Origin of the sequence: Citrobacter sp. Cpo071, assembly GCF_030332765.1 — a bacterium.
Taxonomy (GTDB): Bacteria; Pseudomonadota; Gammaproteobacteria; order Enterobacterales; family Enterobacteriaceae; genus Citrobacter; species Citrobacter portucalensis.
Window position 1 is genome coordinate 1 of the sequence record NZ_JAOWHE010000057.1, and the last position, 24029, is coordinate 24029.

A 24029-nucleotide genomic window follows, 5' to 3' on the forward strand; every position below is an offset into this window, starting at 1 on the left:
CGGTAGTTCAGTTGGTTAGAATACCTGCCTGTCACGCAGGGGGTCGCGGGTTCGAGTCCCGTCCGTTCCGCCACTTATTAGAAAATTAAGCCTGCTACTAAGCAGGCTTAATGATAAGAAGATTTAGGGGCGTAGCTCAGTTGGTAGAGCACCGGTCTCCAAAACCGGGTGTCGCGAGTTCGAGTCTCTCCGCCCCTGCCAGAAACAATCCTTAGCATTCTTGCTAAGGATTTTTTTTACCTGTAATTTGAGTTTTTCCTTCTTTCTATTTTACTCCCGGCATCCTTGCCAGCGTTTTCCTTAATCTTCCAGAATATTCGTTCTCAGCAGATCGCAAATCAGCGCATGTTTATCGCTATTTTGCAGCCAAACTGCATATAACGGGCGTGAAAGCGTTGTACTGTCGGTAACCGTATGGAGATCGCTTTTACCTTTAGCCCAGTTGACCGGCAGCCAGCTAAAACCTTTGAGGACTGAAAGTTGCTGCCTGGCTAATTCTGCCGAACTGGTGGTAAGTACCGGCACTTCATCTCCCGCAATCAATCCAGCCTCGTGTTGCTGAAAGTCAGGTCCCCATTCCAGACGCAGATAATTCAGTTCATCTTTGGTTTGTGAAGGAGAACTGCAATAGAGCGCCAGCGTGAAATATCCCAACAGTTGGCTGCTAAATTCGTCCATTTTGGGCGTTTCGGTAGTAATCAATAGATCAAGCTGTCGTTCATGAAGCTGTTTTACTAACGACTGTCGCTGCGCGATCCTCGCTTCAAATTGCAGGCTGGATTGTGGCTCCTGGGATTGGTACAAACGCCCCAGCCAGCCATTAAGCATGCATTCCCAGAGGGATGCGCTGGCACCAATAGAAAACTCGTTATGCCGCGAGGTATTCGCAACCTCCTTACGTGCTGCTTGCCACGTATTCATCAGCGTTTCAGCGTAAGGTAATAATTTTTCACCTGCAGCGGTTAAACGGATATTGTTTCTGTGTCGGGTGAACAGGTTTACACCCAATTGATTTTCCAGTTGTCTGATCCGAAAACTAACCGCTGATTGGGTCAGATAGAGCGCTTCAGCAGCCCTGCCAAAGTGGCGTGTCCGGCTAACTTCCAGGAAAGTTTTTAACAATTCCGTATCCACAACTCGCTCCATAAAATTATTTGTCGTTATGATTTAAATCTTTTGTTTGACGCTCTGTCAAGCGTAACTAATACTCCGCGCCATAAATAGCTCGGCCAAAGAATTAGGAGCGTGCAGGATGGCGGAAAGCTTTACGACGACTAATCGATATTTCGATAATAAATATTATCCCCGCGGATTCTCCCGTCATGGTGATTTCACCATTAAAGAAGCACAACTGCTTGAGCGTCACGGTTATGCTTTCAACGAGCTGGATCTGGGCAAGCGTGAGCCGGTAACGGAAGAAGAAAAACTGTTTGTTGCGGTATGCCGTGGTGAGCGCGAACCGGTTACCGAAGCTGAACGTGTGTGGTCAAAATACATGACGCGCATTAAGCGTCCAAAACGCTTCCACACGCTGTCTGGCGGGAAACCTCAGGTGGAAGGTGCGGAAGACTACACCGAATCTGATGATTAATAAAAAAGGGCGAAAGCCCTTTTTTTATGCCAGTAGTTTCTGCAAATGAATGAGTAATCTGTCTATCGCCCGATACCCAACAGCTTCCTGTAAGTGCTGGCGAGAGATATGGTCAGATTGTTCTATATCCGCGATCGTTCGAGCGACCTTTATCAGGCGTAACCAGGCGCGGATGGATAATCCGAGATGCGCGAGCGTTTCTTCAAGCCACTGCGCATCGTCGCTACACAATGGACAGTATTTATGGATATCCTGACTGTCCAGGTGCGCATTTAACTTATTCTGCCGCCGATACTGACGCTCTCGTGCTGCCATAACGCGTTGCTTCACCGTTGCGCTATCTTCCCCTTTTACCTGGCTCTGGCTGAGTATGCCGGGAGGCGGTAAGGGGATTTCGAGGGAGAGATCGAAGCGGTCAAGAAATGGACCTGATAATCGATTGAGGTAGCGTAGCGTCTGCTCTGGGGTACAGCGGTTATGGTTCCCCTGATAATGTCCTGTTGGGCTGGGATTCATGGCAGCAATAAGCTGAAAACGCGCGGGGTAAGTTATTTTTGCCCGAGTGCGGGATAAATGAATCTGCCCGGACTCAATGGGCTCTCGCAGTGCATCCAGCGTGCGCCGCTCAAACTCGGGAAGTTCATCCAGAAACAGTATGCCGTTATGCGCCAGAGATATCTCGCCTGGCGCAGGAATAGAGCCGCCACCGACCATGGCAGTTAATGAAGCACTGTGATGCGGCGAACGAAAAGGGCGTTGTTTCCACTGTTTTTGTAGCGTGTCGGAATTGACCAGACTTAGAATCGCGGCGCTTTCCAGTGCTTCATCATTGCTTAGTGGCGGAAGCAATCCTCTCAGGCGACTGGCCAGCATGGTCTTACCCGTTCCCGGCGGCCCGATGAGTAAGAGGTTATGACCGCCAGCTGCGGTAAGTTCCAGTCCGCGTTTACCCTGTTCCTGGCCGATAACATCGCTCAGATCATCTGCTAATGCGCAGGGGGTAAAATCTGCCGATGATGGTCTGTCTAAATCATGCTTACCTTCGAGAAATGCGCATACGGCCTGTAGATGATCGGCTATCAGGCACCCTTCACCGTGTATCAGTCCCACTTCAGCTGCATTCTCTTTTGCGACAATAATTCTCCTGCCTGCGCGAATAGCTTCAGTTGCACTTGATATCGCACCGGGAACGCCGCGTAACGCGCCTGTAAGCGCTAATTCGCCTACCAGCTCATATGTATCGAGGTTATGGGTTGTAAGCTGCTCAGACGCTGCCAGAAGCGCAACTGCGATAGGTAAATCATATCGTCCCCCTTCTTTCGGGAGATCGGCCGGAGCGAGGTTTATGGTTATCTTCTTTGCCGGGAATTCATAACCGCTATTAATAATCGCACTGCGAACTCGATCGCGAGCCTCTTTTACCGTTGTTTCGGGTAATCCCACCATGGTTAAACCAGGCAAACCATTGCTGATATGTACCTCGATGGTAATGGCTGGCGCATTCACGCCCAGCGCAGCGCGTGTGTGAACAATCGATAGTGACATAAGCCCTCCTGATGAAAGCATTATGTCGCAATACATCGCGGCAAGATTTCACATAATTACGGTTTTTAGAGGCTTATTCCTGTGTTTTTATGTAGCTCAATACTGCTTGCATAAAGCCTGGAATAGCGCTCGCAAACGCTTTTGAATAACGTTTTTAGTAGGAAACGGGTTGCCGAGAATCACCTGAAACGTGAAATATTTTCACTTTTGATTTTTTGTATAAAAAACAACGATATTTATCTAATCCGTTAACGGCGTCAGAAAAACGAATAAAAAAATATCTTGTGTCATTTGCAAATTCTATGGTAACTCTTTAGGTATTCCTTCGAACAAGATGCAAGAAAATACAAAAATGACAGCCCTTCTACGAGTGATTAGCCTGGTCGTGATTAGCGTGGTGGTGATTATTATCCCACCGTGCGGGGCTGCACTTGGACGAGGAAAGGCTTAGAAAACAAGCCTTAACGAACTAAGACCCCCGCACCGAAAGGTCCGGGGGTTTTTTTTGACCTTAAAAACATACATGAGGAGCAGAAAGTGAACGGTAGCATAAAATTCTGTTTCTCAAGATTTACGGCGGGGATGTAACTATGAATGGGGCACAGTGGGTGGTACATGCGTTGCGTGCACAAGGGGTTCAAACCGTCTTTGGTTATCCTGGTGGCGCAATTATGCCGGTTTACGATGCGTTGTATGACGGCGGCGTAGAACACCTGTTGTGCCGACACGAGCAGGGTGCGGCAATGGCGGCAATTGGCTATGCCCGTGCGACCAGTAAAACCGGCGTGTGTATCGCCACTTCAGGTCCTGGCGCTACCAACCTGATCACCGGCCTTGCCGATGCGCTGTTAGATTCTGTTCCTGTTGTGGCGATCACCGGTCAGGTGGCCTCACCTTTCATCGGAACGGATGCGTTCCAGGAAGTGGACGTTCTGGGTATGTCTTTGTCCTGCACCAAACACAGTTTCCTGGTGCAGTCACTGGAAGAGCTGCCGCGCATCATGGCAGAGGCTTTCGCTGTGGCGAACTCCGGTCGTCCGGGTCCGGTTCTGGTTGATATCCCGAAAGACATCCAGCTGGCCAGCGGTACGCTGGAGCCGTATTTTACGACTGTCGAAAACGTAGAGGTTTTCCCGCACGCTGACGTTGAGCAGGCGCGTAAAATGCTGGCGCAGGCGCAAAAGCCGATCCTGTACGTTGGTGGCGGCGTTGGTATGGCGCAGGCGGTCCCGGCCCTGCGTGAATTTATCGCGGTAACCCAGATGCCGGTCGCCTGCACGCTGAAAGGTCTGGGCGCAGTAGAAGCTGACTACCCATACTATTTGGGCATGTTGGGGATGCACGGCACTAAAGCGGCAAATTTCGCAGTGCAAGAATGTGATTTATTGATTGCAGTGGGCGCGCGTTTTGATGACCGGGTGACCGGCAAGCTGAATACCTTCGCACCGAACGCCAGCGTGATCCACATGGATATCGACCCGGCGGAAATGAACAAACTGCGCCAGGCGCACGTTGCCCTGCAGGGTGATTTAAATTCTCTGCTGCCGGCATTGCAGCAATCTCTGAAGATTGACGCATGGCGTCAGCATAGCGCTGAACTGCGCACAGAGCATACCTGGCGCTATGATCATCCCGGTGAGGCTATCTACGCGCCACTGTTGTTGAAGCAGTTGTCCGATCGCAAACCCGCGGACAGCGTAGTGACAACGGATGTTGGTCAGCATCAGATGTGGTCGGCGCAGCATATGACCTACACCCGCCCGGAAAATTTCATCACCTCGAGCGGCCTGGGTACGATGGGCTTTGGCCTGCCAGCAGCGGTTGGCGCGCAGGTTGCTCGCCCGAACGATACGGTAATCTGTATCTCCGGTGACGGTTCCTTCATGATGAATGTACAGGAGCTGGGCACCGTAAAACGCAAGCAGTTGCCGCTGAAAATAGTCTTACTCGACAACCAGCGGTTAGGCATGGTGCGACAATGGCAGCAGCTGTTTTTCCAGGAACGTTATAGCGAAACCACCCTTACCGATAACCCCGATTTCCTCATGTTGGCCAGCGCCTTCGGCATACCAGGTCAACACATCACCCGTAAAGACCAGGTTGAAGCGGCACTCGACACCATGCTGAACAGCGAGGGGCCATACCTGCTTCATGTCTCAATCGACGAACTTGAGAATGTCTGGCCTCTGGTACCGCCAGGTGCCAGTAACTCAGAAATGCTGGAGAAATTATCATGATGCAACATCAGGTCGCCGTTGAGGCTCGTTTCAATCCGGAAACGTTAGAACGTGTTTTACGCGTGGTACGCCATCGTGGTTTTCAGGTGTGCTCCATGAATATGGAAGCCGCCAGCGATGCGCAAAATATAAATATCGAATTGACCGTTGCCAGCCCCCGGTCGGTCGACTTACTGTTTAGTCAGTTAAGTAAACTGGTAGACGTTGCACATGTTGCTATCTGCCAGAGCACAACCACATCACAACAAATCCGCGCCTGAGCGCAAAAGGAAGAAAAATGACGACGAAAAAAGCTGATTACATTTGGTCTAATGGCGAGATGATTCGTTGGGAAGACGCGAAGGTCCACGTGATGTCCCACGCGCTGCACTACGGTACTTCAGTATTCGAAGGCATCCGTTGCTACGATTCTCACAAAGGGCCGGTGGTGTTCCGTCATCGCGAACATATGCAGCGTCTGCGTGATTCAGCCAAGATCTATCGTTTTCCGGTTTCTCAGAGCGTTGATGAGCTGATGGAAGCTTGTCGCGAGGTGATTCGTAAAAACAATCTGACCAGCGCCTATATCCGTCCGCTGGTGTTTGTTGGCGACGTGGGGATGGGCGTTAACCCGCCAGCGGGATACACCACTGACGTGATCATCGCCGCGTTCCCGTGGGGCGCTTACCTCGGTGCTGAAGCACTGGAGCAGGGGATCGACGCGATGGTTTCTTCCTGGAACCGCGTTGCGCCGAACACCATCCCTACTGCTGCTAAAGCGGGCGGTAACTATCTGTCTTCGCTGCTGGTGGGTAGCGAAGCGCGTCGTCATGGCTATCAGGAAGGCATTGCGCTGGATGTGAATGGTTACATCTCCGAAGGTGCGGGCGAAAACCTGTTTGAAGTAAAAGACGGCATTCTGTTTACCCCGCCGTTTACCTCTTCTGCACTGCCGGGTATTACCCGTGACGCGATCATTAAGCTGGCGAAAGATCTCGATATCGAAGTACGTGAGCAGGTGTTGTCCCGTGAATCACTGTACCTGGCTGACGAAGTGTTCATGTCCGGTACCGCGGCTGAAATCACCCCAGTACGCAGTGTCGATGGTATTCAGGTGGGCGAAGGCCGCTGCGGTCCGGTCACCAAACGCATCCAGCAGGCCTTCTTTGGGCTCTTCACCGGTGAAACGGAAGATAAATACGGCTGGTTGGATTCAGTAAACCAATAACAAAATTAATATTTCCCCAAAATAATTCACGTTGCAGGAAGACGGCAACGCAGCAAGTCCCAGGAACTTACTGTAGTAAGTGACTGGGGTGAGCGAGGCGGCCAACGCACCTGCGGCGTGAAGTATGCAGGGGAAAGACAGACGGGAGTTAATCAAGCATGCCTAAGTATCGTTCTGCTACCACCACCCACGGCCGCAATATGGCGGGTGCCCGCGCACTGTGGCGCGCCACCGGGATGACCGATGATGACTTCGGTAAACCGATTATCGCTGTGGTGAACTCCTTTACCCAGTTTGTGCCGGGTCACGTCCACCTGCGCGATCTCGGTAAGCTGGTTGCCGAACAAATCGAAGCCTCAGGCGGCGTGGCGAAAGAGTTCAACACCATTGCTGTGGATGATGGTATCGCCATGGGTCATGGCGGCATGCTGTATTCACTGCCGTCGCGTGAGCTGATCGCTGACTCCGTTGAGTACATGGTTAACGCCCACTGCGCCGATGCGATGGTCTGCATCTCCAACTGCGACAAAATCACCCCCGGGATGTTAATGGCCTCTTTGCGCCTGAATATTCCGGTGATCTTTGTTTCCGGCGGTCCGATGGAAGCCGGGAAAACCAAGCTCTCTGACCAAATCATCAAGCTCGACCTGGTTGATGCGATGATTCAGGGTGCTGACCCGAAAGTTTCCGACTCACAAAGCGAGCAGGTTGAACGTTCCGCCTGTCCGACCTGTGGCTCTTGTTCCGGTATGTTCACCGCTAACTCGATGAACTGCCTGACTGAAGCGCTGGGCCTGTCGCAGCCGGGTAACGGTTCACTGCTGGCGACTCACGCCGACCGTAAAGAACTGTTCCTCAACGCAGGTAAGCGCATCGTCGAGCTGACCAAACGCTATTACGAGCAGGATGATGCCTCCGCCCTGCCGCGCAACATTGCCAGCAAGGCAGCGTTTGAGAACGCCATGACGCTGGATATCGCCATGGGCGGCTCCACCAATACCGTTCTGCACCTGCTGGCAGCCGCGCAGGAAGCGGAAATCGACTTCACCATGAGTGATATCGACAAGCTGTCCCGCAAAGTCCCGCAACTGTGTAAAGTGGCACCGAGCACGCAGAAATACCATATGGAAGATGTGCACCGCGCAGGCGGCGTACTGGGTATTTTAGGCGAACTGGATCGTGCTGGACTGCTGAACCGCGACGTGAAAAACGTGCTGGGGCTGACTCTGCCGCAAACGCTCGATCGGTATGACGTGATGTTGACCAAAGACGACGCGGTAAAAAAAATGTTCCGTGCTGGCCCGGCCGGCATTCGTACAACCCAGGCATTCTCACAGGATTGCCGTTGGGATACGCTGGATGACGACCGCGCTGAAGGCTGCATTCGCTCGCTGGAGCACGCTTACAGCAAAGACGGCGGTCTGGCAGTTCTGTACGGTAACTTCGCGGAAAACGGCTGTATTGTAAAAACCGCAGGCGTGGATGACAGCATCCTGAAATTCACCGGCCCGGCAAAAGTGTATGAAAGCCAGGACGATGCGGTTGAAGCCATCCTCGGCGGTAAAGTGGTGGCTGGCGACGTGGTTGTCATTCGCTACGAAGGGCCGAAAGGCGGGCCAGGCATGCAGGAAATGCTCTACCCAACCACTTTCCTTAAATCGATGGGCCTCGGTAAGGCTTGCGCGCTGATTACCGACGGTCGTTTCTCCGGCGGTACTTCGGGGCTTTCCATTGGTCACGTTTCTCCGGAAGCGGCCAGCGGCGGTAATATCGCGATTATCGAAGATGGAGACATGATTGCCATCGATATCCCGAATCGTGGTATTCAACTTCAACTGAGTGATGCGGAAATCGCTGCGCGCCGTGAAGCGCAGGAAGCTCGCGGTGACAAAGCCTGGACGCCAAAAGATCGTCAGCGTCAGGTCTCCTTTGCACTGCGCGCCTACGCCAGCCTGGCAACCAGTGCCGACAAAGGTGCGGTGCGCGATAAGTCGAAGCTCGGGGGATAATGACCATGGCGGATTCACAACCTCTATCCGGCGCTCCTGAGGGCGCCGAGTATCTCAGAGCGGTACTGCGTGCGCCGGTATACGAAGCGGCACAGGTAACGCCGCTACAGAAAATGGAAAAACTCTCTTCGCGCCTCGACAATGTCATTCTGGTGAAGCGCGAAGACCGTCAACCTGTTCACAGCTTCAAGCTACGCGGTGCCTATGCCATGATGGCGGGCTTGACCGAAGAGCAAAAAGCGCATGGCGTCATTACCGCATCGGCTGGTAATCATGCTCAGGGCGTCGCTTTCTCTTCTGCGCGATTAGGCGTGAAGGCGCTGATTGTCATGCCAACGGCTACCGCCGATATCAAAGTCGACGCCGTTCGCGGCTTCGGCGGAGAAGTGCTGCTGCACGGCGCGAACTTTGATGAAGCCAAAGCCAAAGCGATTGAATTGTCGCAGCAGCAGGGGTTTACCTGGGTGCCGCCGTTCGATCATCCGATGGTGATTGCCGGGCAGGGCACGCTGGCGCTGGAGCTGCTCCAGCAGGACGCGCATCTCGATCGCGTCTTTGTGCCAGTTGGCGGCGGTGGTCTGGCGGCAGGTGTTGCGGTGCTAATTAAACAGCTGATGCCGCAAATCAAAGTGATTGCCGTGGAAGCCGAAGATTCGGCCTGTCTGAAAGCGGCGCTGGATGCCGGTCATCCGGTGGATCTGCCGCGAGTGGGTCTCTTTGCCGAAGGCGTGGCGGTCAAACGTATTGGCGATGAAACCTTCCGTCTGTGCCAGGAATACCTCGACGATATTATTACCGTGGATAGCGATGCTATTTGCGCGGCAATGAAAGACCTGTTCGAGGATGTACGTGCGGTGGCGGAGCCTTCCGGGGCGCTGGCGCTGGCGGGGATGAAAAAATACATCGCCCAGCATAATATTCGCGGTGAGCGTCTGGCGCATGTTCTTTCCGGCGCTAACGTTAACTTCCACGGCCTGCGCTACGTTTCCGAACGTTGCGAGCTGGGGGAACAGCGCGAAGCCTTGCTGGCCGTGACCATCCCGGAAGAAAAGGGCAGCTTCCTGAAGTTTTGCCAACTGCTGGGCGGGCGCTCGGTGACCGAGTTTAACTACCGCTTTGCTGATGCGAAAGACGCCTGCATTTTTGTCGGCGTACGTCTGAGCCGTGGGCTGGAAGAGCGTAAGGAAATCCTGCAACTGCTCAATGAGGGCGGCTATAGCGTGGTGGATCTGTCTGATGACGAGATGGCGAAGCTACACGTGCGCTATATGGTCGGTGGACGTCCGTCGAAACCCTTACAGGAACGTCTTTATAGCTTCGAATTTCCGGAGTCGCCGGGGGCGTTGCTCAAATTCCTGCATACCCTGGGGACGCACTGGAATATTTCATTGTTCCACTATCGCAGTCACGGCACTGACTATGGTCGTGTGCTGGCGGCGTTTGAGTTGGGTGAACACGAGCCTGATTTCGAAACGCGGCTGAATGAACTGGGTTATGACTGTCATGATGAAACATATAACCCGGCGTTCAGGTTCTTCCTGGCGGGTTAACGACAGCCATTAAAAAAGGGTTCATGTAAAAACATGAACCCTTTTTGCTACTGTATCAGCAGATTACAGAGTGATAACGTCGAATTCGACTTCGGTATTCACGTCAGCATCGTAATCCACACCGTCGAGGGCAAAACCGAACAGGTTCAGGAATTCCTGCTTGTATCCTGCATAGTCAGTTTCTTGCGCCAGGTTTTCGGTAGTGATCAGCGGCCACAGATCGCGACATGCCTGCTGAATGTCGTCACGCAGTTCCCAGTCATCCATACGGATACGCTGGTTGTCATCAAGCGCCACTTTATCGCCGTACAGGCTGGTGGTCATCAGACGGTTGATCTGCTCAATACAACCTTCGTGAATCCCTTGCGCTTTCATCAGCTTGAAGACCATGGAGATGTACAGTGGCATTACCGGAATCGCAGAAGATGCCTGGGTGATGACGGACTTCAGTACGGCAACGTTAGCGGAACCGTTCAGCGGTGCCAGCTGGTTACGCAGTTCTCCCGCCGCGCGATCGAGGTCTTCTTTCGCTTTGCCCAGCGCGCCGTGCCAGTAGATTGGCCAGGTCAGGTCGGTACCGATGTAGGAGTAGGCTACGGTTTTCACGCCATCAGCCAGCACGCCCGCTTCGCTCAGCGCGCCCATCCACAGTTCCCAGTCTTCGCCGCCCATGACGGTGACGGTGTTCTGAACTTCTTCTTCGGTTGCCGGCTCAATGCTGGCGGTGATGATCTGATCTTTGTTGGTATCGATCGCTTTAGAGGTGTAAACCTCACCGATTGGCTTCAGCGCTGAACGGACGATTTCACCGGTTTTCGGCATTTTACGCACTGGGGAAGCCAGTGAGTAAACCACCAGGTCAATCTGACCCAGGTCTTCTTTGATCAGTTTGATCACTTCATCACGGCATTCGTCAGAGAACGCATCGCCGTTGATGCTTTTGGAGTACAGACCTTCACGCTTGGCCGCTTCGTCGAAAGCTGCAGAGTTATACCAGCCTGCGGAACCTGGTTTGGTATCCGTGCCCGGTTTTTCGAAAAATACGCCGATAGTGGCGGCACCGCTGCCAAAGGCGGCGGAAATTCTGGAAGCCAGACCGTAACCGGTGGAAGCACCGATCACCAGCACGCGAGACGGGCCGTTCTCGATTTTCCCGTTCTGCTTAACATACTCGATCTGCTTTTCCACGTTGACTTTGCAGCCAGTCGGATGGGTCGTTGTACAGATGAATCCACGAATTTTTGGTTTGATTATCATAATGATGGCTAATTAAGTTTGTATTTTCGCTGTCAAGTGCGCAATGACACCGTCTGTTCTGGCCTGCTTAACGCGATGGTTAACAAGCCCCCCACTACAATGGATCACGACATTATACAGAAAAGGAGCGCCAATACTGAATCTACCACTGATTTTAGACCTGACGCTGGTGCTACTCTGCGGATTTACGTTCCAGAACAATCTTCCAAAACGCGTCGATCAGTGGTTCATGCAGCCGCTTTTTCGGCGCGCAGACGCCAAGCTCGAACGGTGTTTTTTCGTCACTTCGCTCTAAAATCATCACGCGATTACGCACCGGCTCCGGGCTGTTTTCTAGCACCACTTCCGGCAGCAGCGCCACGCCGCAGCCCAGCGCCACCATTGAGACCATCGCTTCGTGGCCACCCACCGTGGCGTAAATCGATGGGTTGCTGATTTTGTGACGGCGGAACCACAGCTCGATACGGCGGCGTACTGGACCCTGATCGGCCATGATAAACGGCACCGTCGACCAGTCCGGCTTATCGACCGATACCTGATTACGCACCGGGCAGGGCAGCGCCGGAGCGATCAACACAACCGTCAGATTCTCCAGCATCGAGAACGCCACCGCGCCAGGCAGCGTTTCGGGCTTACCGGCAATTGCCAGATCGGCTTCACCAGTGACCACTTTATCCATCGCATCGGCGGCGTCGCCGGTGGTGAGCTTAATTTCCACTGACGGATGCTCGGCGCGGAAACGGTCAAGGATTGGCGGCAGATGGCTGTAGGCGGCAGTTACCGAACAGAAGATATGCAGTTCGCCCGACAGCGACGGCCCTTGTTGATCTAAGGTGTGGCGTAACTGCTGGTACTGCAACAGCGTCTGTTGGGCAAACACGCGCAGCTCTTCACCTGCTTCGGTCAGCGTAACCGTACGGTTATCGCGCACAAACAGCGGCTGGCCGAGGTCTTCTTCGAGGCGCTGAATCTGCCGGGAAAGCGTGGATGGGCTGACGTGCATTGCCCGCGCGCTGCGGCCAAAGTGACGACTTTCAGCCAAATGCAGGAACATTTTCAGATCGCGTAAATCCACAGACGAGCCTCCGATTTTCTACGTTGCATAAATTGCAATGTGACGTTGTGAATATATCAATTTCCGCAATAAATTTCCTGTTGTAATGTGGATTCAATCTCGCAAATACAAATCTGCGAACCGAATAATAAGCACCACAACACAACATCACGGAGTACACCATCATGGCTAACTACTTTAATACACTGAACCTGCGCCAGCAGCTGGCACAGCTGGGTAAATGTCGCTTTATGGGTCGCGACGAATTCGCCGATGGTGCGAGCTACCTTCAGGGTAAAAAAGTGGTCATCGTCGGCTGTGGCGCCCAGGGTCTGAACCAGGGCCTGAACATGCGTGACTCCGGTCTGGATATCTCCTACGCACTGCGTAAAGAAGCCATTGCTGAGAAGCGTGCTTCCTGGCGTAAAGCGACCGAAAACGGCTTCAAAGTGGGTACCTACGAAGAGCTGATCCCGCAGGCTGATCTGGTGGTTAACCTGACTCCGGACAAGCAGCACTCCGACGTTGTGCGTTCTGTACAGCCGCTGATGAAAGACGGTGCAGCGCTGGGTTACTCCCACGGCTTCAACATCGTGGAAGTTGGCGAGCAGATCCGTAAAGACATCACTGTTGTGATGGTGGCACCGAAATGTCCGGGTACAGAAGTGCGTGAAGAGTACAAACGTGGTTTCGGCGTACCGACCCTGATCGCCGTTCACCCGGAAAACGATCCGAAAGGCGAAGGCATGGCGATTGCTAAAGCCTGGGCTGCGGCCACCGGCGGTCACCGTGCTGGCGTACTGGAGTCCTCCTTCGTTGCGGAAGTGAAATCTGACCTGATGGGTGAGCAGACTATCCTGTGCGGTATGCTGCAGGCCGGTTCTCTGCTGTGCTTCGATAAGCTGGTGGAAGAGGGTACTGACCCGGCATATGCTGAAAAACTGATTCAGTTCGGCTGGGAAACCATCACCGAAGCGCTGAAGCAGGGCGGCATCACTCTGATGATGGACCGTCTTTCTAACCCGGCGAAACTGCGTGCTTACGCGCTGTCTGAACAGCTGAAAGAGATCATGGCACCGCTGTTCCAGAAACACATGGACGACATCATCTCCGGTGAATTCTCTTCCGGCATGATGGCTGACTGGGCCAACGACGATAAGAAACTGCTGACCTGGCGTGAAGAGACCGGCAAAACCGCGTTCGAAACCGCTGCCCAGTTCGACGGTAAAATCGGCGAGCAGGAATACTTTGATAAAGGCGTTCTGATGATTGCGATGGTGAAAGCGGGCGTTGAGCTGGCGTTCGAAACCATGGTGGATTCCGGCATCATCGAAGAATCTGCTTACTACGAATCACTGCACGAACTGCCGCTGATCGCCAACACTATTGCCCGTAAGCGTCTGTACGAAATGAACGTGGTTATCTCTGATACCGCAGAATACGGCAACTACCTGTTCTCTTACGCTTGCGTACCGCTGCTGAAAGAGTTCATGACCACCCTGCAGACCGGCGACCTGGGCAAAGCGATTGCTGAAGGCGCGGTAGACAACGCGCAGCTGCGTGACGTGAACGATGCGATTCGCGGCCATGCTATCGAGAAAGTGGGCCAGAAACTGCGTGGCTACATGACCGATATGAAGCGCATTGCGGTCGCAGGATAATTCCTCATAGAGGAATGGCATATCAACAGCGCTTCGTAGGCCGGATAAGCGAAGCGCTATCCGGCAAAAAAAGCCCGGTGTTTAAACACCGGGCTTTCTATTAGTTACGGTACAGCACTTTAATGATGTGGTAACCGAACTGAGTGTGCAGCGGGCCGGTTGGCTCCAGCACAGGGCAGGAAAAGACCACTTTATCGAACGCCGGAACCATCTGGCCCTGACGGAATTCGCCTAAATCACCGCCGCGTTTGCCTGATGGGCAGATGGAGTGTTTCTTCGCCAGTTTGCCGAAGTCGGCGCCGTTTTTAATCTGTTCCAGAAGATCCAGTGCCAGTTTCTCTTCTTTAACAAGGATATGCACTGCTGCTGCTGTTTTTGCCATGATCGTGCCTTGAGTGGGGTGGTTAAGGCTGGCTATACTACCACGCTGTTATTCTCCCCTCCCGACTTTCATGAGTGACCCTTTATGCGTTTGAACCCCGGACAACAACAAGCCGTCGAATTCGTCACCGGACCTTGCCTGGTGCTGGCGGGAGCGGGTTCCGGCAAGACGCGTGTTATCACCAACAAAATAGCCCATCTGATCCGTGAATGTGGCTATCAGGCACGACATATTGCGGCAGTGACCTTTACCAATAAGGCTGCGCGCGAGATGAAAGAGCGCGTGGCGCAAACGCTGGGTCGTAAAGAGGCGCGTGGGTTGATGATCTCCACCTTCCACACCCTGGGACTGGATATCATTAAGCGTGAATACGCGGCGCTGGGGATGAAATCTAACTTCTCGTTGTTTGACGATACTGACCAGGTGGCCTTGCTTAAGGAACTGACCGAAGGGCTAATCGAAGACGATAAGCTTATTCTCCAGCAGCTGATCTCGACGATCTCCAACTGGAAAAACGATCTGATGACTCCGGCGCAGGCGGCAGCCAGCGCAAAGGGCGAGCGCGATCGTATTTTTGCCCACTGCTATGGTCTGTATGACGCGCATATGAAGGCGTGTAACGTCCTCGATTTTGACGATCTTATCCTGCTGCCCACTCTGCTGCTACAGCGCAATGAAGAAGTGCGTGAGCGCTGGCAAAACAGAATCCGCTACCTGCTGGTGGATGAATATCAGGATACCAACACCAGCCAGTACGAGCTGGTGAAGTTGCTGGTAGGGAAACGTGCGCGCTTTACCGTCGTGGGCGATGACGATCAGTCGATCTACTCCTGGCGCGGCGCCCGTCCGCAGAACCTGGTACTGTTGAGCAAAGATTTTCCGGCTTTGCAGGTGGTGAAGCTGGAGCAAAACTACCGTTCATCAGGTCGCATCCTGAAAGCGGCGAACATCCTCATTGCGAACAATCCACACGTCTTTGAAAAGCGGCTCTTTTCCGAGTTGGGTTACGGTGCTGAGCTGAAGGTACTAAGTGCCAATAATGAAGAGCACGAAGCCGAACGTGTGACCGGGGAATTAATTGCCCATCACTTTGTGAACAAGACGCAATATAAAGACTACGCCATCCTTTATCGCGGTAATCATCAGTCGCGCGTGTTCGAAAAGTTTCTGATGCAGAACCGTATCCCGTACAAAATTTCCGGCGGAACATCGTTCTTCTCGCGTCCGGAGATTAAAGATCTGCTGGCCTACCTGCGCGTGCTGAGCAACCCGGATGACGACAGCGCATTTTTGCGCATCGTAAACACGCCAAAGCGTGAAATCGGTCCGGCCACGCTGCAAAAGTTGGGTGAATGGGCGATGACGCGTAATAAAAGCCTGTTTACCGCCAGCTTTGATATGGGGCTTAGCCAGACACTGACCGGGCGCGGGTATGACTCTCTGACCCGCTTTACGCACTGGCTGGGTGAAATTCAGCGCCTGGCGGAGCGCGAACCGGTTGCCGCTGTGCGCGATCTGATCCACGGTATTGATTACGAATCCTGGCTGTATGAAACCTCGCCGAGCCCGAAAGCGGCTGAAATGCGTATGAAAAACGTCAATACGTTGTTCAGCTGGATGACGGAGATGCTGGAAGGCAGTGAGCTGGAAGAGCCGATGACCCTGACCCAGGTCGTTACCCGCTTTACTCTGCGCGACATGATGGAGCGTGGAGAGAGTGAAGAAGAGCTGGATCAGGTGCAGTTGATGACGCTGCATGCCTCAAAAGGGCTGGAGTTCCCTTACGTGTTTATGGTGGGAATGGAAGAAGGATTTTTGCCGCACCAGAGCAGTATCGATGAAGACAATATCGACGAAGAACGTCGTCTGGCTTACGTAGGGATTACGCGTGCACAGAAAGAACTCATCTTCACTCTGTGCAAAGAGCGTCGTCAGTATGGTGAGCTGGTGCGTCCGGAACCGAGTCGTTTCCTGCTGGAGCTGCCACAGGATGACGTTATCTGGGAACAAGAGCGTAAAGTGGTGAGCGCTGAGGAGCGGATGCAAAAAGGGCAGGCCAGCATTGCTAATATTCGGGCAATGATGGCGAAAGCCAAAGCGAAGTAGGTATTTTGTAGGCCGGATACGTGTAAACGCGCGCTATCCGGCAACCAACATCTAATGAACGTCCAGCGGCCAGTGGACATAGCTTTGCCACTGACTTTCCTGATCGATTAACTCTTTACCCAGCGGATGATGTTCCAGCCAGCCTTCTGGTAGCGTGACCGTCAGGTGCTCGTTTCTTGCATCCATTTGAATTTCCGGCACAAGATCGTCACGGCGACGGCTGGCGAAGATGATCGCCAAACGTAGCAAACGGCAAAGATGCTCCGCGATGCGCGGTGGCACTGCGTTTTGCTGGTGGAGCGAAGAGAGATCGACGGGGTTGGTCTGGTTGAGTAACAGCGTTGCTAGCAGTTTCTTTTGCGCAGGGGTAAAACCCGGGAGATCGAGATTGCGCACCAGATAAGCGGCATGCTGTGGTGCCTGTTTAAAATCAACGCTCAGGCCAATTTCATGCAGCTGACAGGCACTAATCAGTAGTTCGCGGCTAATCGGTTCAAGATGCCACTTTTTTTCTACCTGATCGAGAAATTTAGTCGCTAAATTGGCAACGCGATGTGCTTGCTCTGTATCGACCATAAAGCGACGCTGGATATTGCGTAATGTGCGGCTACGAATATCCTGATCCACCGCCAGATGCAGCATGCCGTAGACCAGACCTTCACGTAATGCGCCGCCGGCCAGGGTCATGCATTGAATGTTCAGTTCGGTGAAAATAGCAATCAGAATGGCCAGCCCGCTGGGGAATACCAGCGCACGTTCCAGCGTTAACCCTTCGATTTCCAGCTCTTCCAGACGACCGCAGTGAATGGCGCGCTGCTTAAGCTGCTGCAGTTTGGCCAACGTAATGCGCTCATCCATACCCTGCGCCATCATGATTTCCTGCAACGCCTGGACGGTACCAGAGGCACCAACGCAAACTTTCCAGCCATGAAAACGCAGTTTGTCGGCGACCGGGCGCAGAACTTCACGTGCGGCCTTCTCTGCCTCGTCAAAGTTTTCCTGTGCCAGATTACGATCGGTAAAATAACGTTCGAGCCAGGTGACGCAGCCCATCGACAGGCTGAACAGAGAGGTGGTTTGTGCGCCGGAACCGGTGACTAATTCAGTGCTGGCGCCACCAATATCCACAACCAGACGCTGATCGGCACCGCCGGTTGTGTGGGCCACACCTTGATAAATCAGTCGCGCTTCTTCTTCACCGCTAATTACCTGGACAGGGCAGCCAAGGATCTCTTGCGCTTTAGCAATAAACACATCGGCATTTACGGCGATGCGTAATGTTGCCGTGGCGACCACGCGGATTTGAGGATGCGGAATATCCTGCAGACGTTCTGCAAACAAGCGCAAGCATTGCCAGCCGCGCTCCATCGCTTCAACAGAGAGCTCGTTGTCACCGTTGAGTCCAGCGGCCAGACGCACTTTGCGTTTGATACGCGTGAGCGTCTGGATGCTTCCTGCCACCTCGCGTACAACCAGCATATGAAAACTATTCGAGCCGAGATCGATTGCCGCATACAGCGAAGTAGAATTCATACACTTCATCCTTCAACCTGTATCTGTGTTGGCTGCGTTCTCTCACCCGAATCATTTACTATAATAAGCTCATCGGGATTCGTTTTCTTGCCGCCTTGATACAGGCTGAATGATTTTGTGTATGGCATAACTTTTCTTAACCTGAACGACGACGATTACGCGGAGCACCACCGGTACGGCGTGGGCCATTGCCTGTACGCGGGCGCGTTAAGCGCAACGGCTTCGGCAGATCGGTCATCAGCGCATCCGGGTTATATTTGCTGACCGGAATCGAATGGCCGATATAGGTCTCGATTGCGGGTAAATTCAGCGCGTACTCTTCACAAGCCAGGCTGATAGAGTGACCGCTTGCGCCAGCACGTCCGGTACGACCGATTCGGTGAACGTAATCTTCACAGTCATCCGGCAGGTCATAGTTAAATACGTGCGTTACTGCTGGGATATGCAGGCCACGCGCAGCGACATCCGTCGCAACGAGAATGTCGAGATCGCCACGGGTGAACTCATCAAGAATACGCAGACGTTTTTTCTGTGCTACGTCACCGGTCAGCAGACCGACGCGATGACCGTCCGCAGCAAGGCTGCCCCAGATATCTTCACAACGATGCTTGGTGTTAGCAAAAACAATGGCGCGATCTGGCCACTCTTCTTCAATCAGCGTTTGCAGCAAACGCATTTTCTCTTCGTTGGAAGGGTAGAAGAGCTCTTCTTTAATGCGGTGGCCAGTTTTCTGTTCCGGTTCGACTTCAACGTACTCAGCGTTATTCATCTGTTCGAACGCCAGTTCGCGAACGCGGTAAGAGAGGGTTGCAGAAAACAGCATGTTCAGACGTTGGGTGGTTGGCGGCATACGACGGAACAGCCAACGGATATCTTTAATAAAGCCCAGATCGTACATACGATCGGCTTCATCCAGCACCACGACCTGAATCGCGCCCAGATTAATGTGGTTCTGTTTTGCATAGTCGATGAGACGACCGGTCGTGCCGATAAGAATATCGACGCCGCTTTCCAGCACTTTCAGCTGTTTATCGTAACCGTCGCCGCCATACGCCAGGCCTAATTTCAGACCAGTGGTCTGTGCCAGCGGCTCGGCATCGGCGTGGATCTGCACGGCTAACTCACGCGTTGGCGCCATAATTAACGCACGCGGTTGGTTCACCTTGCGATCGGCAATCGCGGGATGAGAGAGAAGATAATGAAACGTTGACGTCAGGAACGCCATCGTTTTTCCGGTACCGGTTTGCGCCTGCCCGGCAACATCACGACCAGCCAGCGTTAGCGGCAGCGCGAGGGCCTGAATGGGCGTACAGTTATGAAAGCCTTTATTTTCAAGGGCTTCTATCACCTTTGGGTGCAGGGCGAAGTCGGAAAACTTCTGTTCTGTTAAATGTGTTTTGCTCATAGTGTGGTAGAATATCAGCTTACTATTGCTTTACGAAAGCGTATCCGGTGAAATAAAGTCAACCTTTAGTTGGTTAATGCTACATCAACACGTCGTTGATTAATGCTACACCAATGCACCAGGCTTATTCCTGTGGAGTTATTATGAGCGATAAAATTATTCACCTGACTGACGACAGTTTTGACACGGATGTACTCAAAGCGGACGGAGCAATCCTCGTTGATTTCTGGGCAGAGTGGTGCGGTCCGTGCAAAATGATCGCTCCGATTCTGGATGAAATCGCTGACGAATATCAGGGCAAACTGACGGTTGCTAAACTGAACATTGACCAAAACCCAGGCACCGCGCCGAAGTATGGTATCCGTGGCATCCCGACCCTGCTGCTGTTTAAAAACGGCGAAGTTGCGGCGACGAAAGTCGGCGCGCTGTCCAAAGGTCAGTTGAAAGAATTCCTCGACGCTAATTTAGCGTAAGGAAGTCTCATGATCGGGCGACCCTACTTCGAAATGATTCGGATGACTGGACGCCCGACTTGAGTCGTGCTAAGTTAGTGTTGACTTCGTATTAAACATACCTTATTAAGTTTGAATCTAGTTATATCCAATACTTCCCGTTGTTTCTCGCGCGAGAAGTGGACAGATTCCTGGCTTGTCACTCAATCCGTCTTGTCGTTTCAGTTCTGCGTACTTTCCTGTGACCAGACAGCGAACAGACATGAGTTGATGGCCGTAAACAGGCATGGATGACCCTGCCATACCATTCACAACATTAAGTTCGAGATTTACCCCAAGTTTAAGAACTCACACCATTATGAATCTTACCGAATTAAAGAATACGCCGGTTTCTGAGCTGATCACTCTCGGCGAAAATATGGGCCTTGAAAACCTGGCTCGTATGCGCAAGCAGGACATTATTTTTGCCATCCTGAAGCAGCACGCAAAGAGTGGCGAAGATATCTTTGGTGACGGTGTGCTGGAGATATTGCAGGATGGATTTGGTTTCCTCCGCTCTGCAGACAGCTCCTACCTCGCCGGTCCTGATGACATCTACGTTTCTCCCAGCCAAATCCGCCGTTTCAACCTCCGCACTGGTGATACCATTTCTGGTAAGATTCGCCCGCCGAAAGAAGGTGAACGCTACTTTGCGCTGTTGAAAGTTAACGAAGTTAACTACGACAAACCAGAAAACGCCCGTAACAAAATCCTCTTTGAGAACTTAACGCCTCTGCACGCAAACTCTCGTCTGCGTATGGAACGTGGTAACGGTTCTACTGAAGACTTAACGGCGCGTGTACTGGATCTGGCATCGCCGATCGGTCGTGGCCAACGTGGTCTGATTGTTGCTCCGCCGAAAGCGGGTAAAACCATGCTGCTGCAGAACATCGCGCAGAGCATTGCATACAATCATCCTGACTGCGTGCTGATGGTGCTGCTGATTGACGAACGTCCGGAAGAAGTTACCGAGATGCAGCGTCTGGTGAAAGGTGAAGTGGTTGCCTCTACCTTTGACGAACCAGCCTCCCGCCACGTTCAGGTTGCGGAAATGGTTATCGAGAAGGCGAAACGTCTGGTTGAACACAAGAAAGACGTTATCATTCTGCTTGACTCCATCACCCGTCTGGCGCGTGCATATAACACCGTGGTTCCGGCTTCCGGTAAAGTACTGACCGGTGGTGTGGACGCCAACGCCCTGCATCGTCCGAAGCGTTTCTTTGGTGCTGCACGTAACGTGGAAGAGGGCGGTAGCCTGACCATCATCGCGACTGCGCTGATTGATACCGGCTCTAAAATGGATGAAGTTATCTACGAAGAGTTTAAAGGTACCGGCAACATGGAACTGCATCTCTCTCGTAAGATTGCTGAAAAACGCGTCTTCCCGGCTATCGACTACAACCGTTCCGGTACCCGTAAAGAAGAGCTGCTCACCACCCAGGAAGAGCTGCAGAAAATGTGGATCCTGCGCAAAATCATCCATCCGATGGGTGAAATCGATGCAATGGAATTCCTCATTAACAAACTGGCGATGACCAAGACCAACGACGACTTCTTCGATATGATGAAGCGTTCCTGATTCGGGCATCATCTGAAAACGCCACGTTTTTACGTGGCGTTTTGCTTTTGTGGATGTAATCTTAACGACACAATAATAATAATCCGGTATGACATACCGCCTGGCGATGAAGGGTTGTAATTCGTATTTTGTGGTTAATAATCATACAGAACCACCTGATATGGAATCGGGTTTCTCTTCTGAATAATCGCCTGGATGGTTATACTTCATATATTGATATTCTTTGAGAGTATGTATAGTGAATTTACTGACAGCAAGTACTGATCTCATCAGTATTTTTTTATTCACAACGCTGTTTCTTTTCTTTGCCCGCAAGGTTGCGAAAAAGATAGGATTGGTGGATAAACCCAACTTCCGCAAACGTCATCAGGGACTGATTCCGTTGGTTGGGGGGATTTCGGTTTACGCAGGCATTTGCTTTACGTTCCTCATCGCCGATTATTATATCCCGCACGCAACTCTCTACCTGGCTTGTGCCGGTGTATTGGTGTTTATCGGTGCACTGGACGACCGCTTTGATATCAGTGTAAAAATCCGTGCGACCATCCAGGCTATCATCGGCATCATTATGATGGCGGTAGGTAAGCTCTATCTGTTGAGCCTTGGGTTCATTTTTGGCCCTTGGGAGATGGTGCTCGGTCCTTTTGGCTATTTCCTTACCCTTTTCGCCGTTTGGGCTGCAATTAACGCCTTTAACATGGTGGATGGGATTGATGGTCTGTTAGGCGGGCTATCCAGCGTATCATTCGCCGCAATGGGGCTTATCTTGTGGTTTGACGGCCAGACAAGCCTGGCTATCTGGTGTTTTGCCATGATCGCCGCCATTCTGCCTTACATCATGCTGAACCTGGGTATTCTCGGACGTCGCTATAAGGTCTTTATGGGTGATGCGGGGAGTACGCTGATTGGCTTTACGGTCATCTGGATCCTGCTGGAGACCACTCAAGGTAAAACGCATCCTATTAGCCCGGTCACCGCACTGTGGATTATTGCCATTCCGTTAATGGATATGGTGGCGATCATGTATCGTCGTTTACGTAAAGGTATGAGCCCTTTCTCCCCGGACCGCCAACATATTCACCATTTAATTATGCGCGCCGGGTTTACTTCCCGACAGGCTTTTGTCCTGATTACGCTGGCTGCTGCGATCCTGGCTTCTATCGGCGTGTTGGCTGAATATTCTCGGGTCGTTCCGGAATGGGTGATGCTGGTGCTCTTTTTACTGGCATTTGTCTTGTACGACTATTGTATTAAACGTGCCTGGAAGGTAGCGAGATTTATCAAACGCTGGAAGCGCAAGTTGCGTAGAAACCGTGACAGTAAACCAAACTTAACCAAATAAATTGAGGGTACGATGACACAACCATTACCGGGGGAACATGCCATGAGCGCTGAAAATGAACTGGACATCCGTGGGTTGTTTCGTACTTTGTGGACAGGGAAGGTGTGGATCGTCGGTATGGCTCTCGCCTTCGCGTTAGTCGCTCTCGCCTATACGTTTTTTGCTCGTCAGGAGTGGAGCGCGACGGCGATTTCAGACAGGCCAACGGTTAATATGTTGGGCGGCTATTACTCTCAGCAGCAGTTCTTACGTAACCTGGACATCAAGGCCAGTCTCGCATCTGCGGATCAGCCGTCAGTGATGGATGAGGCCTATAAAGAATTTATCATGCAGCTTGCCTCATGGGATACGCGCCGTGAATTCTGGCAGCAGACTGATTACTACAAGCAACGTATGGTGGGGAACAGTAAAGCCGATGCGGCGATGCTGGATGAACTGATTAATAACATTCAGTTTATGCCCGGCGATGCGGTTCGTAATACCAATGACAGCGTGAAGCTGATTGCCGAAACGGCACCTGATGCCAACAATCTGTTGCGTCAGTACGTCGCGTTTGCCAGCCAGCGTGCGGCGCGTCATCTGAACGACGAGTTAAAGGGAGCCTGGGCTGCGCGCACTGTGCAGATGAAGGCGCAGGTTAAACGCCAGGAAGAAGTGGCGAAATCGATTTTCTCTCGCCGAGTTCACAACATTGAGCAGGCTCTCAAAATTGCTGAACAGCATAATATTTCGCGTACTTCCACTGACGTTCCGGCTGAAGAGCTACCCGATTCTGAACTGTTTTTGCTTGGACGTCCTATGCTGCAGGCGCGACTCGAAAACCTGCAATCTGTTGGTCCCGATTTCGATCTGGACTACTTCCAAAACCGAGCCATGCTTAACACACTGAACGTTGGGCCAACTCTGGATCCGCGTTTTCAGACCTATCGTTATTTGCGTACGCCGGAGGAACCGGTAAAACGTGACAGCCCTCGTCGTGCCTTCCTGATGATTATGTGGGGCATCGTTGGGGCTCTGATCGGTGCTGGTGTCGCGTTAACCCGTCGCCGCACGATTTAGCAATATCGTTGCAGTGAGGGG

General features: G+C 52.4%; 21 protein-coding genes and 1 tRNA gene. 15 read left to right on the top strand and 7 right to left on the bottom strand.

Annotation, left to right across the window (positions count from 1 at the left end; translation table 11 throughout):
- Positions 1 to 125 precede the first annotated feature (125 nt).
- Positions 126 to 201: transfer RNA gene (locus OGY09_RS01130), tRNA-Trp, on the top strand.
- Positions 202 to 300: 99 nt separating this feature from the next.
- Here the strand turns inward: OGY09_RS01130 and hdfR are convergent.
- The gene (hdfR, locus tag OGY09_RS01135; RefSeq protein WP_095533172.1) at positions 301 to 1146 is read right to left on the bottom strand and encodes an HTH-type transcriptional regulator HdfR; all 846 of its coding nucleotides are present in this window, start codon (positions 1144 to 1146) and stop codon (positions 301 to 303) included.
- 106 nt (positions 1147 to 1252) lie between these two features.
- On the opposite strand from hdfR, the gene maoP reads away from it, so the two are divergent.
- Entirely contained in the window at positions 1253 to 1591 is a 339-nt protein-coding gene (gene maoP / locus OGY09_RS01140; protein WP_003018025.1) for a macrodomain Ori organization protein MaoP, read from the top strand.
- 24 nt (positions 1592 to 1615) lie between these two features.
- Here the strand turns inward: maoP and OGY09_RS01145 are convergent, their stop codons facing one another.
- A complete protein-coding gene (locus OGY09_RS01145; protein ID WP_032945675.1) occupies positions 1616 to 3136 on the bottom strand; it encodes a YifB family Mg chelatase-like AAA ATPase in 1521 nt (506 codons plus the stop codon).
- A 352-nt stretch (positions 3137 to 3488) separates the two neighbouring features.
- On the opposite strand from OGY09_RS01145, the gene ilvL reads away from it, so the two are divergent.
- From ilvL to ilvA, 6 genes are all read left to right on the top strand, one after another.
- The gene (gene ilvL, locus OGY09_RS01150) at positions 3489 to 3587 is read left to right on the top strand and encodes an ilv operon leader peptide (protein ID WP_001311244.1); all 99 of its coding nucleotides are present in this window, start codon (positions 3489 to 3491) and stop codon (positions 3585 to 3587) included.
- 139 nt (positions 3588 to 3726) lie between these two features.
- Positions 3727 to 5373 carry an acetolactate synthase 2 catalytic subunit gene (ilvG, locus tag OGY09_RS01155; RefSeq protein WP_032945677.1) on the top strand — a complete coding sequence of 549 codons (1647 nt, stop codon included), beginning with the start codon at positions 3727 to 3729 and terminating at the stop codon, positions 5371 to 5373.
- Positions 5370 to 5633, top strand: coding sequence for an acetolactate synthase 2 small subunit (gene ilvM / locus OGY09_RS01160; RefSeq protein ID WP_003018017.1), 264 nt, complete (start codon positions 5370 to 5372; stop codon positions 5631 to 5633). The genes ilvG and ilvM overlap by 4 nt, the downstream gene beginning before the upstream one ends.
- A gap of 17 nt (positions 5634 to 5650) precedes the next feature.
- A complete protein-coding gene (locus OGY09_RS01165) occupies positions 5651 to 6580 on the top strand; it encodes a branched-chain amino acid transaminase (protein WP_003829030.1) in 930 nt (309 codons plus the stop codon).
- A gap of 158 nt (positions 6581 to 6738) precedes the next feature.
- Entirely contained in the window at positions 6739 to 8589 is a 1851-nt protein-coding gene (gene ilvD, locus OGY09_RS01170; RefSeq protein WP_003829028.1) for a dihydroxy-acid dehydratase, read from the top strand.
- A 5-nt stretch (positions 8590 to 8594) separates the two neighbouring features.
- Positions 8595 to 10139 carry a threonine ammonia-lyase, biosynthetic gene (gene ilvA, locus OGY09_RS01175; RefSeq protein ID WP_032945726.1) on the top strand — a complete coding sequence of 515 codons (1545 nt, stop codon included), beginning with the start codon at positions 8595 to 8597 and terminating at the stop codon, positions 10137 to 10139.
- A 63-nt stretch (positions 10140 to 10202) separates the two neighbouring features.
- Here the strand turns inward: ilvA and fabV are convergent, their stop codons facing one another.
- Positions 10203 to 11396: an enoyl-ACP reductase FabV gene (gene fabV, locus OGY09_RS01180; protein WP_008787067.1), complete on the bottom strand. Its 1194-nt coding sequence runs from the start codon at positions 11394 to 11396 to the stop codon at positions 10203 to 10205.
- A 172-nt stretch (positions 11397 to 11568) separates the two neighbouring features.
- On the bottom strand, positions 11569 to 12471 hold the full coding sequence (gene ilvY / locus OGY09_RS01185) for an HTH-type transcriptional activator IlvY (protein ID WP_003829023.1): 903 nt from the start codon (positions 12469 to 12471) through the stop codon (positions 11569 to 11571).
- A gap of 164 nt (positions 12472 to 12635) precedes the next feature.
- Here ilvY and ilvC point away from each other — a divergent pair, with 164 nt between their 5' ends.
- Positions 12636 to 14111: a ketol-acid reductoisomerase gene (gene ilvC / locus OGY09_RS01190; RefSeq protein WP_003829020.1), complete on the top strand. Its 1476-nt coding sequence runs from the start codon at positions 12636 to 12638 to the stop codon at positions 14109 to 14111.
- A gap of 100 nt (positions 14112 to 14211) precedes the next feature.
- Here ilvC and ppiC read toward each other — a convergent pair whose 3' ends face one another.
- The gene (gene ppiC, locus OGY09_RS01195; protein ID WP_003017999.1) at positions 14212 to 14493 is read right to left on the bottom strand and encodes a peptidylprolyl isomerase PpiC; all 282 of its coding nucleotides are present in this window, start codon (positions 14491 to 14493) and stop codon (positions 14212 to 14214) included.
- Between the two features lie 84 nt (positions 14494 to 14577).
- Between ppiC and rep the strand changes: the two genes are divergently transcribed.
- Positions 14578 to 16599 carry a DNA helicase Rep gene (gene rep, locus OGY09_RS01200; RefSeq protein WP_003829018.1) on the top strand — a complete coding sequence of 674 codons (2022 nt, stop codon included), beginning with the start codon at positions 14578 to 14580 and terminating at the stop codon, positions 16597 to 16599.
- A 51-nt stretch (positions 16600 to 16650) separates the two neighbouring features.
- On the opposite strand, the gene gppA is transcribed toward rep, so the two are convergent.
- Positions 16651 to 18132 (bottom strand): guanosine-5'-triphosphate,3'-diphosphate diphosphatase, encoded by a 1482-nt coding sequence (gppA, locus tag OGY09_RS01205; RefSeq protein WP_003829016.1) that lies wholly within the window; start codon positions 18130 to 18132, stop codon positions 16651 to 16653.
- Positions 18133 to 18268: 136 nt separating this feature from the next.
- A complete protein-coding gene (gene rhlB / locus OGY09_RS01210) occupies positions 18269 to 19537 on the bottom strand; it encodes an ATP-dependent RNA helicase RhlB (protein ID WP_003829013.1) in 1269 nt (422 codons plus the stop codon).
- 143 nt (positions 19538 to 19680) lie between these two features.
- On the opposite strand from rhlB, the gene trxA reads away from it, so the two are divergent.
- The 5 genes from trxA to wzzE all read left to right on the top strand — a co-directional run bounded on the left by trxA (position 19681) and on the right by wzzE (position 24008).
- Positions 19681 to 20010: a thioredoxin TrxA gene (trxA, locus tag OGY09_RS01215; RefSeq protein WP_001280776.1), complete on the top strand. Its 330-nt coding sequence runs from the start codon at positions 19681 to 19683 to the stop codon at positions 20008 to 20010.
- Between the two features lie 130 nt (positions 20011 to 20140).
- A complete protein-coding gene (locus OGY09_RS01220; RefSeq protein WP_049259789.1) occupies positions 20141 to 20260 on the top strand; it encodes a rho operon leader peptide in 120 nt (39 codons plus the stop codon).
- Between the two features lie 87 nt (positions 20261 to 20347).
- On the top strand, positions 20348 to 21607 hold the full coding sequence (rho, locus tag OGY09_RS01225) for a transcription termination factor Rho (RefSeq protein WP_002437993.1): 1260 nt from the start codon (positions 20348 to 20350) through the stop codon (positions 21605 to 21607).
- A 238-nt stretch (positions 21608 to 21845) separates the two neighbouring features.
- On the top strand, positions 21846 to 22949 hold the full coding sequence (wecA, locus tag OGY09_RS01230; RefSeq protein WP_032945680.1) for a UDP-N-acetylglucosamine--undecaprenyl-phosphate N-acetylglucosaminephosphotransferase: 1104 nt from the start codon (positions 21846 to 21848) through the stop codon (positions 22947 to 22949).
- Between the two features lie 12 nt (positions 22950 to 22961).
- Positions 22962 to 24008 (top strand): ECA polysaccharide chain length modulation protein, encoded by a 1047-nt coding sequence (gene wzzE / locus OGY09_RS01235; protein ID WP_003829003.1) that lies wholly within the window; start codon positions 22962 to 22964, stop codon positions 24006 to 24008.
- Positions 24009 to 24029: the final 21 nt, after the last annotated feature.